Source organism: Tabrizicola sp. T74 (assembly GCF_057219935.1).
This window is the reverse complement of sequence record NZ_JBXVVT010000002.1, coordinates 1-12,485: the sequence shown is the minus strand read 5'-3', so window position 1 is coordinate 12,485 and position 12,485 is coordinate 1. Positions and strand designations below refer to the sequence as shown.

At 66.2% G+C, this 12,485-nt stretch carries 17 protein-coding genes; 9 read left to right on the top strand and 8 right to left on the bottom strand.

Annotation, left to right across the window (positions count from 1 at the left end; translation table 11 throughout):
* Positions 1–10 precede the first annotated feature (10 nt).
* From AC2EAL_RS06700 to AC2EAL_RS06690, 3 genes are read left to right on the top strand one after another with little or no spacing between them, the layout of a single operon-like run.
* Positions 11–289 (top strand): PepSY domain-containing protein, encoded by a 279-nt coding sequence (locus tag AC2EAL_RS06700; RefSeq protein WP_484723426.1) that lies wholly within the window; start codon positions 11–13, stop codon positions 287–289.
* A gap of 1 nt (position 290) precedes the next feature.
* Positions 291–938: a cytochrome b/b6 domain-containing protein gene (locus AC2EAL_RS06695; protein WP_484723425.1), complete on the top strand. Its 648-nt coding sequence runs from the start codon at positions 291–293 to the stop codon at positions 936–938.
* Positions 935–1,450, top strand: a complete 516-nt coding sequence (locus AC2EAL_RS06690) for a helix-turn-helix transcriptional regulator (RefSeq protein WP_484723424.1) — start codon at positions 935–937, stop codon at positions 1,448–1,450. The genes AC2EAL_RS06695 and AC2EAL_RS06690 overlap by 4 nt, the downstream gene beginning before the upstream one ends.
* Here AC2EAL_RS06690 and AC2EAL_RS06685 read toward each other — a convergent pair.
* The 4 genes from AC2EAL_RS06685 to AC2EAL_RS06670 form a co-directional block, all read right to left on the bottom strand.
* Positions 1,434–2,213 (bottom strand): carbohydrate ABC transporter permease, encoded by a 780-nt coding sequence (locus AC2EAL_RS06685; protein ID WP_484723423.1) that lies wholly within the window; start codon positions 2,211–2,213, stop codon positions 1,434–1,436. The two genes, AC2EAL_RS06690 and AC2EAL_RS06685, sit on opposite strands and share 17 nt — an antisense overlap.
* Positions 2,210–3,058, bottom strand: coding sequence for a carbohydrate ABC transporter permease (locus tag AC2EAL_RS06680; protein ID WP_484723422.1), 849 nt, complete (start codon positions 3,056–3,058; stop codon positions 2,210–2,212). The genes AC2EAL_RS06685 and AC2EAL_RS06680 overlap by 4 nt, the downstream gene beginning before the upstream one ends.
* A gap of 59 nt (positions 3,059–3,117) precedes the next feature.
* Positions 3,118–3,780, bottom strand: coding sequence for a PAQR family membrane homeostasis protein TrhA (gene trhA / locus AC2EAL_RS06675; RefSeq protein ID WP_484723421.1), 663 nt, complete (start codon positions 3,778–3,780; stop codon positions 3,118–3,120).
* 85 nt (positions 3,781–3,865) lie between these two features.
* On the bottom strand, positions 3,866–4,522 hold the full coding sequence (locus tag AC2EAL_RS06670) for a ThuA domain-containing protein (RefSeq protein ID WP_484723420.1): 657 nt from the start codon (positions 4,520–4,522) through the stop codon (positions 3,866–3,868).
* Positions 4,523–4,673: 151 nt separating this feature from the next.
* Here AC2EAL_RS06670 and AC2EAL_RS06665 point away from each other — a divergent pair, with 151 nt between their 5' ends.
* Genes AC2EAL_RS06665 through AC2EAL_RS06645 form a run of 5 tightly spaced genes read left to right on the top strand, consistent with a single transcriptional unit; the run spans position 4,674 to position 7,681 of the window.
* Positions 4,674–5,120: a hypothetical protein gene (locus AC2EAL_RS06665; RefSeq protein ID WP_484723419.1), complete on the top strand. Its 447-nt coding sequence runs from the start codon at positions 4,674–4,676 to the stop codon at positions 5,118–5,120.
* Positions 5,121–5,123: 3 nt separating this feature from the next.
* On the top strand, positions 5,124–5,342 hold the full coding sequence (locus AC2EAL_RS06660) for a helix-turn-helix transcriptional regulator (protein WP_484723418.1): 219 nt from the start codon (positions 5,124–5,126) through the stop codon (positions 5,340–5,342).
* 25 nt (positions 5,343–5,367) lie between these two features.
* Entirely contained in the window at positions 5,368–6,009 is a 642-nt protein-coding gene (locus AC2EAL_RS06655) for a DUF2306 domain-containing protein (RefSeq protein WP_484723417.1), read from the top strand.
* On the top strand, positions 6,006–6,725 hold the full coding sequence (locus AC2EAL_RS06650) for a DUF2306 domain-containing protein (RefSeq protein WP_484723416.1): 720 nt from the start codon (positions 6,006–6,008) through the stop codon (positions 6,723–6,725). The genes AC2EAL_RS06655 and AC2EAL_RS06650 overlap by 4 nt, the downstream gene beginning before the upstream one ends.
* Positions 6,722–7,681, top strand: a complete 960-nt coding sequence (locus AC2EAL_RS06645) for an NAD(P)-dependent alcohol dehydrogenase (protein ID WP_484723415.1) — start codon at positions 6,722–6,724, stop codon at positions 7,679–7,681. Before AC2EAL_RS06650 ends, AC2EAL_RS06645 begins: the two co-directional genes overlap by 4 nt.
* A 2-nt stretch (positions 7,682–7,683) precedes the next feature.
* Here AC2EAL_RS06645 and AC2EAL_RS06640 read toward each other — a convergent pair whose 3' ends face one another.
* Positions 7,684–8,673 (bottom strand): potassium channel beta subunit family protein, encoded by a 990-nt coding sequence (locus AC2EAL_RS06640; RefSeq protein WP_484723414.1) that lies wholly within the window; start codon positions 8,671–8,673, stop codon positions 7,684–7,686.
* A gap of 182 nt (positions 8,674–8,855) precedes the next feature.
* On the opposite strand from AC2EAL_RS06640, the gene AC2EAL_RS06635 reads away from it, so the two are divergent.
* Positions 8,856–9,521 (top strand): hypothetical protein, encoded by a 666-nt coding sequence (locus AC2EAL_RS06635; RefSeq protein WP_484723413.1) that lies wholly within the window; start codon positions 8,856–8,858, stop codon positions 9,519–9,521.
* Between the two features lie 26 nt (positions 9,522–9,547).
* Here AC2EAL_RS06635 and proS read toward each other — a convergent pair whose 3' ends face one another.
* The 3 genes from proS to AC2EAL_RS06620 form a co-directional block, all read right to left on the bottom strand.
* Positions 9,548–10,885 carry a proline--tRNA ligase gene (gene proS, locus AC2EAL_RS06630; protein WP_484723412.1) on the bottom strand — a complete coding sequence of 446 codons (1,338 nt, stop codon included), beginning with the start codon at positions 10,883–10,885 and terminating at the stop codon, positions 9,548–9,550.
* Positions 10,886–10,946: 61 nt separating this feature from the next.
* Positions 10,947–11,636, bottom strand: coding sequence for a DUF1194 domain-containing protein (locus AC2EAL_RS06625; protein ID WP_484723411.1), 690 nt, complete (start codon positions 11,634–11,636; stop codon positions 10,947–10,949).
* Between the two features lie 168 nt (positions 11,637–11,804).
* A complete protein-coding gene (locus tag AC2EAL_RS06620; RefSeq protein WP_484723410.1) occupies positions 11,805–11,936 on the bottom strand; it encodes a hypothetical protein in 132 nt (43 codons plus the stop codon).
* Positions 11,937–12,485: the final 549 nt, after the last annotated feature.

Here is a 12,485-nt window from a genome sequence, read left to right as displayed (position 1 = left end):
GAAAGGCAAGATGATGAACACCAAGCTTCTCTCCATCCTGGCCATGGCGGCCCTTCCCATGGCTGCCCCCATCGCCGCATTTGCGATGCCGGCAGTGGGGGACATGATCGGCACCGACCCGACCACCGCGACTGCGGCGCTGGAAAAGGCCGGCTGCAAGGTGAACGCATTCGAGGCCGAGGACGGCAAGATCGAGGCCAAGTGCACCGACGCCGCCACCGGCAAGGCGATGGAAGTCTATATCGACCCCGCGACCGGCAAGGTCGCCGACATCAAGGCGGAAGACTGACATGGCTGCCCCCCGGACCCTCGCCGCAACCGAAGCTCCGCCCAGCCTGTGGGACCCCGTGGTGCGCCTGACGCATTGGGGGATCGCGGTATCCGTCCTGTGGAACGCCGTTCTCGATGAAGGTGGCAGCCTTCTGCACGTGTCGGTCGGCTGGATCGTGATGGCGCTTCTGGTGTTGCGGCTGGTCTGGGGGGTGCTTGGCCCGGCCGAGGCCCGGTTTTCGGCCTTCCCCCCCAACCCCGTCACCGCGTTCCGCCATCTGCGCCAGCTGGGGACGGGCCGGGTGCGGCACTACCCCTCGCACAATCCGGCCGGTGCGCTGATGGCCTATGCCTTCTGGGCCACGCTGGCGGTGGTGACCGCAACGGGACTTTACCTGACCGGCGGCGCGACACCGATGCAGGTGGCAGATCAGAAGGCGGCGGTTGCATCCGGCGACTGGTCTGCTTTGATCGCTGACAGCGAAGGCGAATCCTCGGACGAGGACAAGAGCCTGCGCCACACGGCCGAGGAGGTGCATGAAGTGGCTGCCAACCTGTTGTTGTTCCTAGCAGTGCTGCATATCGCGGGTGTGATCGTCGAAGGCCGCGCGATGCGCCGGAACCTGGTGAAACCCATGCTGCTGGGTGACACGCGGCGCAGCAGATGAGCACGACGCCGGACATCCGGACCGCAGGGCGGCGCCAGACAGTCGCCCTGTCGGTCTTTCTGGTGATCCAGTCCCTGGGGACGGTGTTCTTCGTGGGCGACGTGATCGGCGACCTGCGCGAGGACCCGACCTCGATGCACTTCATCTTCGAGGCGGTGGTGACCGCGGCCCTGGTCCTGGGCATCATCTTCGGCGCCTTCGCGCTGCGCCGCACGATTGAGCTTCTGCGGGCGCAGGACCAGGCACTTGCCGTGGCACAGGGCGCGCTGTCCGATGTGATCGAAGGCCAGTTCACCGCCTGGGCCCTGACCCCGGCGGAGCGTGACGTGGGCCTTCTGGCGCTGAAGGGCCTCGACGTCGCCGAAATCGCCGAGCTGCGCGGTGCCGCGCAGGGCACGGTCCGGGCGCAGCTGACGCGGATCTATTCCAAGGCAGGTGTCTCAGGCCGCGCCCAGTTCGCGGCGTTCTTTGTCGAGGACCTGCTGGGCCAGGGCATCACGCCCGAAGCGTGAACCCCCGCGCGAGGTGGTTCCGGACGAACCAGATCATCGCCACCCCCGGCACCAGCGACAGGCAGGTCATCGCCATGACCATCCCGATGTCGGTCTGGAAGGAAAACATCGCCTGGATCGCCATGGTGATGGGTTTACCCCCGGTCACCGTCAGGATGCGGGCGAAGACGACCTCGACCCAGGAGAAGATGAAGCAGAAGAAGGCCGCGACGCCGATGCCGGGCGCAATCTGCGGGATCAGGTGGCGGAGGAAGAAGGACGTGCCGGAATGGCCGTCGAGGAAGGCGGTCTCGTCAAACTCGCGCGGGACAGCGCGGATGAAGCTTTCCAGGATCCAGATCGCCACCGGCAGGTTGAAGAGGCAATGCACCAGAGCGATCCCGACAGGCGAGTTCACCAGGCCGAACTGGCTGAACAGGATGAAGATCGGCAGCGACAGGACAACGGGCGGGGTGACCCGGAAGACGAGGATCGCCATCAGGAAGTGCCGATCCCCGGAAAAGCGTGTTCGGGCCAGCGCATAGGCGGCGGGCAGCGCGATCGCGATGCAGAGCGCGACGTTCAGGCTGACATAGATCAGCGAGTTGACCATCGCCGCCTGAAGCTCTGGCGTGGCAAGGACGGCACGGTAGTTCATCAGGCCCACTGTGCCCTCGGCCACCGTGTCGGTTGGCAGGGTCGCGGTGAAGGACAGAAGGATTGCCTGCACCAGCGGCAAGAGGATGAAGGTGGCGAGCGCCAGCAGGGCGAGCGCGCGGATCATGCCTCGCGCTCCCTTGTGGCGGCGACGAAGGCCCAGACGACGGCGAGGACGATCAGGAAGTAGAGCGTCGCGCGGGCGGCGGCCTGGCCGTAGGAGAAACCCTTGATCTCCTCGCCCAGCTCCAGCGTCAGGAAGCGGGTCGCGTCGTTCGGGCCGCCGGCGTTGATCGCGAAGGCCTCGGTGTAGATCATGAAGCTGTCGACGAAGCGCAAAAGGAAGACGATGGCCAGGACCCCGGTGATGCGGGGCAGCTCGATATGGCGGAAGACGGCCCAGCGGGTGGCCCCGTCGATGGCGGCGGCCTGGCGGTAGGCGGGCGGGATGGCCGAGAGGCCCGCATAGGCCAGGACGACGACAAGGCCCAGCCAGTGCCAGGTGTCGACCGCCAGGATCAGCGCCCAGGTGTGCCAGCCGGTGAACTTCCAGTCAAAGCCGATGGCGGCAAGGCTGGGGCCGAGGATCCCGGTCTGCGGCTGGATCAGCCCGAGCCAGAACATCGGAATCATGTTCCAGGGCACGACCAGCGGCAGGGCGACCAGCATCAGCCCCCAGACCGCTCGCCGGCCGCAGGTCATGAGCAGCAGCGCCACCGCGATCCCCAGCGGCACCTGGATCGCCAGCGCGAGGGTGGAGAAGAGAAGGCTCCGCCCCAGCGAGGCGAGGAAGCGGTCCGAGCCCAGGATGTCGGCGAACCACTGGACGCCGACCCAATGCACGTCCGACAGCGTGAAGATGTCGTGGAAGCCGTAGTTTATCACCGCCAAAAGCGGCAGCCCGCCCACCAGCAGCAACAGGAGCACGGCGGGGGCGATCAGGAACCAGGCTCGGTTGTCATGGGGACGCATCACGGGGCAGACCACCGTGCCGGGACGCGCAAGTCAAGACCTGCCGTGGACGAAACCGGTCAGGCGACAGCGATGGCGATGGCGGCGAAGTGCAGGCCTGCGGCTACGGCAACAAAGCCGTGCCAGATCGCGTTCTGGAACTGCAGGCGTTCCCAGACATAGAAGCCGACGCCCGCGACATAGGTCACCCCGCCCGCAACCAGGAGCCAGAGCGAAGCGGTGGGCAGCGCGGCGATCACCGGCCCGGCGGCAATGACGCCGACCCAGCCCAGCATCACATAGGCCAGGATCGCCAGCCGGTCATAGCGGCCCGGGAGTGCCACCTTGACCGCGATCCCCAGCGCGGCACCCGTCCAGACCACCGCGCCCAGGGTCCAGGCCCAGGCCGGGCTGTCGAGATGCGGGATGACGGCGGTATAGGTCCCGGCGATCATCACGTAGATCATCGAATGGTCGAACCGGCGCAAAAGCCACTTCAGCGCCGAGGGCGGGGTCATGTTGTAGGCCAGCGAAAAGCCCCACATCAGGAAGAACCCGGCAGCATAGACGGTCAGCGCCGCGAAGGTCCCCGCATCCGCCGTGGTCAGCCCATGGAACAATAGGAGCGGAAAGGCGATCAGCCCGGCCAGCAGCGCCAGGGCGTGGACGATGCCATCGGCCAAAAGCTCGGCCAGCGACAGGTCGCGCTTCAGCGTCCGGTAATGGTGGGCGGGCAGGGTCATGGAACAAATCTTGCAGGGAACTGTTGCAAAAGGATGACCGGGACCTGCCACATTGCAAGTCACCTTTGCCAGAGGTGACGCGGGGTCAGCCCTTCCGCGCGGCCCAGAGAAGCCCGCGCCGCATCAGTTCGGCCGCCGGGCCCTGGTCGATCACGTTCTTCTGGTGGCCCAGCGCGTTGTAGTAGACCCGGCCCTTGCCGTAGCCCTTGGTGAAGACGACCGGCATCGCGACGGGTCCGTTGACGCTGTGCGGCCCCTCGACCAGCGGGAAGTCGCAGACCGCATGCACCTTCACAGCCGGATCGACGTGCAGGTAATACTGTTCGGTCTTCACGGTGAAGTCCGGCACTCCGTTCACCAGCGGATCGGTGGAGGTGATGCGCACCCCGTACTCCACCCCGTCGTTCCCCGGATGCGCCACCCATTGCGCGCCGGTCATGAACTGCCAGTCCACATTCTCGCGAAAGGCGTCGCACATGCCGCCGTGGCAGCCCGCGATTCCGGTCCCCGCGGCAACGGCGGCGCAGGCGTTCAGGGCCTGTTGCTTCTCGATCTTCGACATGGTCCAGACCGGCACGATCAGGTCATACCCCTTGACCGCATCCGCGTCGTCGAAACAGGCGAGGCTGTCGGTGAGCCGCACCTCCATCCCCGCCTCGCGCAGCCAACCGGCGAACATCGGGCCGACCTTCTCGGGCTCATGCCCTTCCCATCCGCCCCAGGTGACCAGTGCCTTTGCCATGCCGCGCCTCCGCTGTTTGGCCGCAGGCTAGGCAGGCTGGGCACCCGGGTCAATCCTGCGTCTTGGGTATGGAAAGCCAGACATTAGGTAAAGAATCCTTTACACAATGTCTGCACCCCTATACCTGTTCAGCCAGACAGGAGGAGTTCCGATGTCAATGGGTGAACGCGAGGCTGTGATGGGCCTCATCACGATGCTGATCGTGCTGGTGCTGTTTCTGTGGCGGATGACCGGGCTGGCCGAGGCCGGGCTGTTCGACGGGCCGGACGCCTTGCAGACCTGGGCGCGGTCGGTGCTGGTGCTGGTGGCCTGGTCAATCGGCATCGCCATCCTGGTCGCCATCGGGTTTCACATCCTCTACGCGGCCGTGACCGGGGAAAAGCCCGACGACCGCCGCGATGAGCGCGACCGCGACATCGACCGCCGCGCGCTGATCTGGGCCTGGTACCTCCTGTCCTTCGGGCTTCTGGGTGTAATCGTCGACGTGGCGCTGGGGGCCAGTGCATTCCGGGCCATGAACCTGGTCCTCGCGCTGTGCATGCTGTCCGAATTCTTCAAGGACGGGTTGAAGATCTGGCTCTACCGGCGCGGAGCCTAGGCCATGCCGCCCCCCGGCCGCATCGAGAACCGCATCCGTCGCCTGCGCTTTGACGCGGGCGAGATGACGCAGAAGGACCTGGCCGACCGCGTGGGCGTCACGCGGCAGACGATCCTTGCCATCGAGAACGGCAAGTACTTTCCGACGCTGGAGCTTGCCTTCCGCATCGCCCGCACCTTCGGCGTCGGCCTCGACGAGGTCTTCACCTACCACGACGACTGACCCTTTTCCCTTCGGAGACACGTTCATGTTCCGCCTTCTGTCGCGGCCGACCCCGCTTGTCCTGGTGCTGGCCTTCCTGACCGCCATTCCTGTCCTGAACGCCCTGGTCCAGGTGATCCAGATCCCGACCGGGACCTATCCGGCGGACAGCGCCAGATTGGCTGTCGCGCCGATCGCCTGGTTTGCCCATGTCCTGGCCGGGGTCGCCTTCGGGATCACCGGGCCTGTGCAGTTCGTCCGGGCGCTGCGCCACCGCTTTGGACACCTGCATCGGGTGACGGGGCGGATTTTCGTCGTCGCGGGGGCGGCGCTGGGCCTGTCGGGGCTGTCGCTTCTGATGCAGGTGACTTCGGTCGCCACGCCTGTCGCCGATATCGCCCGCGGGGTGTTCGGCCTGGCGCTTCTGGCGGCGCTGGCACTGGCGATGGGCGCGATCCGCGAGCGTGACATCCCGCGCCACCGGGCCTGGATGATCCGGTCCTATGCGGTCGGCATGGGGCTGGGGGTGGTCGGGCTGGTGTTCTTCCCGATCTACCTCGTGACCGGTCGGCCGCCGATGGGCCTTGGCGCGGACCTGCTGTTCGTCGGCTCGTGGCTGATGTCCATCACTGCGGGAGAGCTGGTCATCCACCGCATGGCGCGCCCGGCCGAACGGGTGTCGGCATGACCAGGGCATCCGAAGACTGGTCGCGCCCGACAGCACTCCCAAGCGAGGTCCTGATGCACTACCGCATGTCTGCCATGGTTCGCCTGTTTCAAAGGCCGATCCCGCTTGTGCTCGGGCTGGCCGTCTGCAGCGCCATACCCGTCCTTGTCGCGCTGATCCGCGTTGTCGAGGTCCTAGTGGGCAGCTACCCGGCCGAAAGTGCCCGCCTGGCTGTGGCCCCCGTTTCCTGGGTTGCCCATGCCCTGGCCGGGGTGGCCTTCGGGATTACCGGCCCCCTGCAGTTCGCGCTTGCCCTGCAGCGAAGGTTCGGCACGTTGCACCGCCTGTCGGGACGCGTCTTCGGGATCTCTGGGGCGGTGCTGGGCCTGTCCGGCCTGTCGCTTCTGGCTCAGGTGCAGCTGCAAAGCACCGACCTTCTCGCCCTGGCCCGGGGTGTCTTCGGCCTGGCGCTGCTTGTGTCTCTCGCCCTCGGCCTGACGGCGATCCTTGATCGGGACCTGCCCCGCCACCGCGCCTGGGCGATCCGCGCCTATGCCATCGGCATGGGGTCGGGGACGGTCTGGATCCCCCTCTTGCCAATTGGACTGATCACCGGTTCCGAGTTGACCGGCCTGCCGATGGACCTGGTTTTCGTCGGCTGGTGGGTCCTGACCATCGCTGCGGCCGAGGTCATTGTTCGCCAACCGACCCGAGTTGCCCCCCGGAGACCCGCATGAAGATCGCCCGCTACACCGCCTACGGCGGCCCCGACACGATTGCCTTCACCGAAACGCCGATCCCCGCTCCGGCCCCGGGTGAGCTGCTGATCCGTGTCCACGCAGCACCGGTCTCTGCCGGGGACGCCCGGCTGCGATCCGGCAGGGTGCCGCGCGGGTTGCAGCTGATGCTGCGGCTGGCCATCGGCTGGCGCAGGCCCCGGGTGGCCCCGGGCTGGGCCTTTTCGGGCGAGATTGCCGAATTGGGCGCCGGGGTGACCGGGTTCGCTCCGGGGCAGAGGGTCTTTGGCCTGACCGGCTTCAAGGGCGGCTCGCACCGGGAGTATCTGGTGATCCGCGCGGATGGCCCATTGCTGCCCCTGCCCGAGACGCTGAGTTTCGAGGAGGGGGCCGCCTTCTTCTTTGGCGGGCTGACGGCGACCCATTTCCTGATCGACCGCGCGAAGCTTGCGGCGGGCGAGCGGCTTCTGGTCTGCGGCGCAACCGGTGCGGTCGGTGGTGCGGCGGTACAGATCGGGCGGCACATTGGGGCAAACGTCAGTGCCACGGCGTCCCCGGCCAATTTCGCGCTGGCCCGCAGCCTTGGGGCGGCAGAGGTGGCGGATTACCGCGTCGGGCCGCCACCCGGGCCCCATGACGTCATCCTCGATGTGATGGGCAAACTTGGCTGGGTGGGCGCGCGCGAGTTGATGGCCCCCGGGGGCCGCTACGTCCAGATCACCGCCGACCTGTGGCAGATGCTGGGGGCCAGCCTGCGGCCCCGGCGGGGCGGGAGGCGGATCATCGTCGGCACGAACATGGAGGACCTTGCCTCGATGCGACGCCTGGTCGAGATCCACCAGGCGGGCGGCTATACCCCGGTGGTCGGCCCGGTCCTACCCTTTGCGGACCTCGCGCGCGCCCACGGCATCGCGGAAAGCTTCCACAAGCCCGGCAATCTGGTCGTCCGGATGTGAGTTCAGAACCGCTGTGGCGCCTCGGGCTTGTTCTGCACCACCTCCTCGATGGCGGCCATGACGTCTGGCGTCAGCTTTGCCTTGAGGTCCAGCGCCGTGAGGTTGTCGTGCAACTGCTCCAGCCGCGAGGCCCCCAGGATCACCGTCGACACCCGAGGGTTCGCCACGCACCAGAGAAGCGCGAGGTGATGGATCGGCATCCCGGCGCCCTCGGCGATCTTGGCCAGTGCCTTGACCTGTTCGACCCGACGCCGCCCCTTTGGCCCGGCGATGATGTCGCGCAGCCATTCGTAACCCGGAAGCGCCGCCCGGCTGTCCTGCGGGATGCCGTCGTTGTACTTGCCCGTGAGCAACCCCGAGGCCAGTGGCGACCAGATCGTCGTCCCCAGCCCGTAGATGTCATAGATCGGCGCATAGTCGCGTTCGACCTTGTCGCGTTCGAAGAGGTTGTACTGCGGCTGCTCCATCGTCGGGGGCGTCAGCCCGTCGCGGCGTGCCACCAGATGCGCCTCGGTGATCTGCTGGCCGGACCATTCCGAAGTGCCCCAGTACAGGACCTTGCCTTGGACGATCAGGTTGTGCATCGCCCGCACGGTTTCCTCGATCGGAGTGTCGATGTCGGGGCGGTGGCAGAAGTAGAGGTCCAGATGATCGACCCGAAGGCGCTTCAGCGCCGCATGGCAGGCCTCGGTCACGTGCTTGGCCGAAAGCCCCCGCTGGGTGGGCCTTTCCCCGCCCCAGAACACCTTGGACGAGACGATATAGCTGTCGCGCGACCAGCCAAGCTCCTGGATCGCCTGGCCCATGACCAGCTCCGACCGCCCGGCCTCATAGCCCTCGGCGTTGTCGAAGAAGTTGATCCCGGCGTCGTAGGCTGCGGTCAGCAGCTCCTTGGCGGGGCGCAGGTCGACCTGCTTGGCGAAGGTGACCCAGGAGCCGAAGGAGAACTCGCTGACCTTGAGGCCCGATTTTCCGAGGCGGCGATAGTCCATGATGATCTCCTGAATATGGGGGCGGTGGTGAAGGTGACCGCGGGAAGGGAAAGGTCAAGAAGAAAGCGGGTCCAGTACCCGCCGCAAAAGGAAGCCAGTTTGGCCGCGAAAGTTCCCTGCAGGCACCAATTGACACGCCGAGGTTGTCCGACGCAGGCTGGGCGGACAGTCCGGGGTGTTTCATGGTCAAGATTTATCGCGAGTCCATGAACTTCTTCCTGGCCTCGCTTCCCACGCTTCTGGTCTTTGCCGTCCTGATCGAGAGTGCAAACTGGTTTCTTCAGGCGGCCTGGATGCGTCTGGCGTTGGATTTTGTCGCCCTGACCATCATCGCCTATGCTTTCCACCGGCACTTCCTGTTCGGTGAACCCCTCCGCTTCCGTCGGCAGCCGGCGCCAAGTGCTGCCCCGCCGTTCAAGTTCGGGCAGTTTCTTGTCGTCAGCATGGTTCTGTATGTCGTGACGATCGGCCTGTTTGCCGTATGGTTATACACCGTGGCTGGAGACACCATGCCAGGGTTCGGGTACTGGACCCTGTATCTTGTGATCCTTGGGCTGTTTGGAACCGCGCTGCCTGCGACGGTTTTGCAGGACAGAAGCTATCGTTTGACCCAAGGCTTGCGCGCAGGGACAGAGACGGTGCTGAAGCTGGTCCTTGGCCCAGGGCTGGTGGGGACGGGGACGTTCGTGCTGGTCGTCACAGGCAATCAGCTGCTGCGAAACATACCCGACGATAGCTTGGTCCATCTGGCTTTTGCGGCGGTCGGAACCACGATCTATTTTCTTTCCACGGTCCTGGCCGTCGCCGTCTTGTGCGAGATGTACCACAAGACCAGACCGGCCCCCTGACGGATGCAGGGGGCCGGCGCGGCAGGTCAGATACCGGCGTATATCTGGGCGATCCGGTCGACGGCGGCTTCGGGAGAGACCTCTTCGGACTCACCGGTGCGGCGCGAGGTGAGTTCCACGACCCCGTTCGCGAGGCCCCGCGGGCCGACGGTGATCCGCCAGGGCAGGCCGATCAGGTCCATCGTGGCGAACTTCGCCCCGGCGCGTTCATCGCGGTCGTCGTAGAGGGCCTCAAGCCCCTTGGCCTGAAGGGCTTTGTAGAGGCCTTCACAGGCCGCATCCGCCGCAGCGTCGCCCTGCTTCAGGTTCACGATCCCGACCGGGAAGGGCGTGACGCCTTCCGGCCAGATTATCCCCTTGTCGTCGTGGCTGGCCTCGATGATCGCGCCAAGCAGGCGGGAGACGCCGATCCCGTGCGAACCCATTTCCACCGGGACCTTGGTGCCCTCGGCGGTGGTCACCTCGGCCCCCATGGACGCCGAATACTTGGTGCCGAAGTAGAAGATCTGCCCGACTTCAATCCCCCGCCCGACCTTGCGGTGCGCCTCCGGCACCTGGGCGAAGATCGCCGCGTCATGCGTCTCGTCCGTGCGGGCGTAGAGGGTGGTGAACTCCTTGCATACATCCGCCACCTGGGCGCGGTTGTCGTAGTCGATGTCCCGCTGGCCAAGCTTCAGCTGGGTCACGCGGTCGTCGTAGAAGACCTCGCTTTCGCCGGTTTGCGCCAGCACCAGGAATTCATGCGTGTTGTCGCCGCCGATGGGGCCGGACGCTGCCCGCATCGGGATCGCGGTCAGGCCCATGCGTTCATAGGTCCGCAGGTAGCTGACCATGTGGCGGTTGTAGGCATGCAGCGCGGCATCCCGGTCGACGTCGAAGTTGTAGCCGTCCTTCATCAGGAACTCGCGCCCCCGCATCACCCCGAACCGCGGCCGCATCTCGTCGCGGAACTTCCACTGGATGTGGTAAAGCGTCAGCGGCAGGTCCTTGTAGCTGTTCACGTGGCTCCGGAAGATGTCGGTGATCATCTCCTCGTTGGTGGGGCCGTAGAGCATCTCGCGCTCTTGCCGGTCCTTGATCCGCAGCATTTCCTGGCCGTAGTCGTCATAGCGGCCGGATTCGCGCCAGAGGTCGGCGGGCTGCAGGGTGGGCATGAGGAGCGGAATGTGCCCGGCGCGGATCTGTTCCTGGTGGACGATCTCCTCGATCCGCTTCAGGACCTTGAAGCCCAGCGGCAGCCAGGAATAGATGCCCGCCGCCTGCTGCTTGATCATGCCGGCCCGCAGCATGTAGCGGTGGCTGACGATCTGCGCCTCGGCGGGGTTTTCCTTGAGGACGGGGAGGAAGTAGCGGGAGAGACGCATGTTTGGGCCTTTGCCGAAAGGGACCCGGGTTTCCTAGCGGGTCGGGCCTTCGCAGGCAAGGTCAGGGCGCGGCGGTGGTGGTTGCTTGGCCGAGGGGCGTGCCCGCGATCTCCAGGATCAGCTTGCGGCGCAGGGCGGTGACGAACTCCTCGCGCCCCAGGGCGGGGATCGCGAAGGCGCCGGGGCCGCCGATGATGCGGGCCTCGTATTCCTGAAGGAGCGGGTCGTCCGGGCCGCCGTCGAGGATGGGGAGGCCGTTGATGACGATGCCGGCGGCGAGGACTTCCTGCCGGGCATCCTCGATGGAGGCGCCCGAGAAGTTGCCGGTCGAGTCGCCGGAGAAGTCGATGACCTGGCGGAGGGAGGTGATCTGGTTGGCCTCGATCACCCGCTTGCCTTCCAGAAGGGCGTTGCCGATGGCGTTCCGGCCGGTGGCGAGGCGGGGCGGGCCGAGGAGGGCGGCCGCAAAGGCCTCGGCTGTCTCGGGGCTGTCGATCACGGTCCAGTCGACGACGGTGGCCTGGTTGGCGGCCCATTCCACGTAGGTGACGGCAATGGAGCCGGTGAGGGTATTCTGGATCGCCTCGATCACGGCGGGGTCGGTGATGGCGGTGGCGGTGCTTTCCCGCTGGAAGTCGATTTCCTGTTGGGTGATCGACCCCGAGGCGTCGGCGAGGAGGACGAGTTCGAGGTCCACCTCCTGGGCCTGGAGGGGGGTGGCGAGGCAGAGGAGGAGGGCCAATGTCCGCATGGGGTGGGATATGGGGCGGGGGTCGGATGCGGCAAGTGTCCACGGTGGACAATCCGGGATTGTCCTTTGGGGGCAAGGGGTTGGTCGTGGGCGGTAAGGTTTGGGAAAGGATGATTTTTGGGGTGGAGTCGGTCTGAAGCCCGACCTACGTCGCACCACCCGCGCGGGCTATTTGATCTTCTTGCCCGCGATGACCGCGCCGTCCTTGTTCATCCCCGAATTCGCGGTGGCCAGCACCTTGGGGACTTCCTTCTTGGGCTTCTTCGCCTCTTTGTTGCCTTTGCTTCTGTCCTTGGACATCGGAGTGTTCCTTGTCTGCCCGGAGGAGGCTGCCGCCCGAGGCTGACGGGCGTCAGCGCGCGGCATCAGGGGCGCACCGCTTGCGCGGGGACGGAGCCTGTAGGGCAAAGGTGGGGGGCGGGGGGAGGGAATGCAAGTGTCGGGGGCTTGGGTTGGCGGGGGAGTCGGTCTGAAGCCCGACATACGCGCTGTCTGTCATCCCCGCGCAGGCGGGGATCCAGTTGCGGCGGGAAGTCATGGATCCCCGCCTGCGCGGGGATGACAGTGGGGAAGGGTGGCGCCGGGGTGTAAAGACCGCGACCGGCACGCGGGGGTGGGAGCGATATATCGCGCCCGCCCCCGGGGGGCGGGTCGGGCGCGGTCAGATTTGCTTTGGGCAAATCTGACGGGGCAGGGTCTTGTAGGGTGTCACAGACCTTACGCTTGCTAGGGTCAGGACCCATTGATCTTGCGTCTGTGGCGTGATTCAGCCTCCGTAAGGAGACTGAGCGATGAGCAACCTTTTCTGGCTGACGGAGGCGCAGATGGCGCGGCTGCAGCCTTTCTTTC

What these genes read in the sequence shown, in the direction of transcription:
- AC2EAL_RS06700 (WP_484723426.1), top strand. Translation starts at nt 11, where the DNA reads ATGATGAACACCAAGCTTCTCTCCATCCTGGCCATGGCGGCCCTTCCC.
- AC2EAL_RS06695 (WP_484723425.1), top strand. Translation starts at nt 291, where the DNA reads ATGGCTGCCCCCCGGACCCTCGCCGCAACCGAAGCTCCGCCCAGCCTG.
- AC2EAL_RS06690 (WP_484723424.1), top strand. Translation starts at nt 935, where the DNA reads ATGAGCACGACGCCGGACATCCGGACCGCAGGGCGGCGCCAGACAGTC.
- AC2EAL_RS06685 (WP_484723423.1), bottom strand. Translation starts at nt 2,213, where the DNA reads ATGATCCGCGCGCTCGCCCTGCTGGCGCTCGCCACCTTCATCCTCTTG.
- AC2EAL_RS06680 (WP_484723422.1), bottom strand. Translation starts at nt 3,058, where the DNA reads ATGCGTCCCCATGACAACCGAGCCTGGTTCCTGATCGCCCCCGCCGTG.
- trhA (WP_484723421.1), bottom strand. Translation starts at nt 3,780, where the DNA reads ATGACCCTGCCCGCCCACCATTACCGGACGCTGAAGCGCGACCTGTCG.
- AC2EAL_RS06670 (WP_484723420.1), bottom strand. Translation starts at nt 4,522, where the DNA reads ATGGCAAAGGCACTGGTCACCTGGGGCGGATGGGAAGGGCATGAGCCC.
- AC2EAL_RS06665 (WP_484723419.1), top strand. Translation starts at nt 4,674, where the DNA reads ATGTCAATGGGTGAACGCGAGGCTGTGATGGGCCTCATCACGATGCTG.
- AC2EAL_RS06660 (WP_484723418.1), top strand. Translation starts at nt 5,124, where the DNA reads ATGCCGCCCCCCGGCCGCATCGAGAACCGCATCCGTCGCCTGCGCTTT.
- AC2EAL_RS06655 (WP_484723417.1), top strand. Translation starts at nt 5,368, where the DNA reads ATGTTCCGCCTTCTGTCGCGGCCGACCCCGCTTGTCCTGGTGCTGGCC.
- AC2EAL_RS06650 (WP_484723416.1), top strand. Translation starts at nt 6,006, where the DNA reads ATGACCAGGGCATCCGAAGACTGGTCGCGCCCGACAGCACTCCCAAGC.
- AC2EAL_RS06645 (WP_484723415.1), top strand. Translation starts at nt 6,722, where the DNA reads ATGAAGATCGCCCGCTACACCGCCTACGGCGGCCCCGACACGATTGCC.
- AC2EAL_RS06640 (WP_484723414.1), bottom strand. Translation starts at nt 8,673, where the DNA reads ATGGACTATCGCCGCCTCGGAAAATCGGGCCTCAAGGTCAGCGAGTTC.
- AC2EAL_RS06635 (WP_484723413.1), top strand. Translation starts at nt 8,856, where the DNA reads ATGGTCAAGATTTATCGCGAGTCCATGAACTTCTTCCTGGCCTCGCTT.
- proS (WP_484723412.1), bottom strand. Translation starts at nt 10,885, where the DNA reads ATGCGTCTCTCCCGCTACTTCCTCCCCGTCCTCAAGGAAAACCCCGCC.
- AC2EAL_RS06625 (WP_484723411.1), bottom strand. Translation starts at nt 11,636, where the DNA reads ATGCGGACATTGGCCCTCCTCCTCTGCCTCGCCACCCCCCTCCAGGCC.
- AC2EAL_RS06620 (WP_484723410.1), bottom strand. Translation starts at nt 11,936, where the DNA reads ATGTCCAAGGACAGAAGCAAAGGCAACAAAGAGGCGAAGAAGCCCAAG.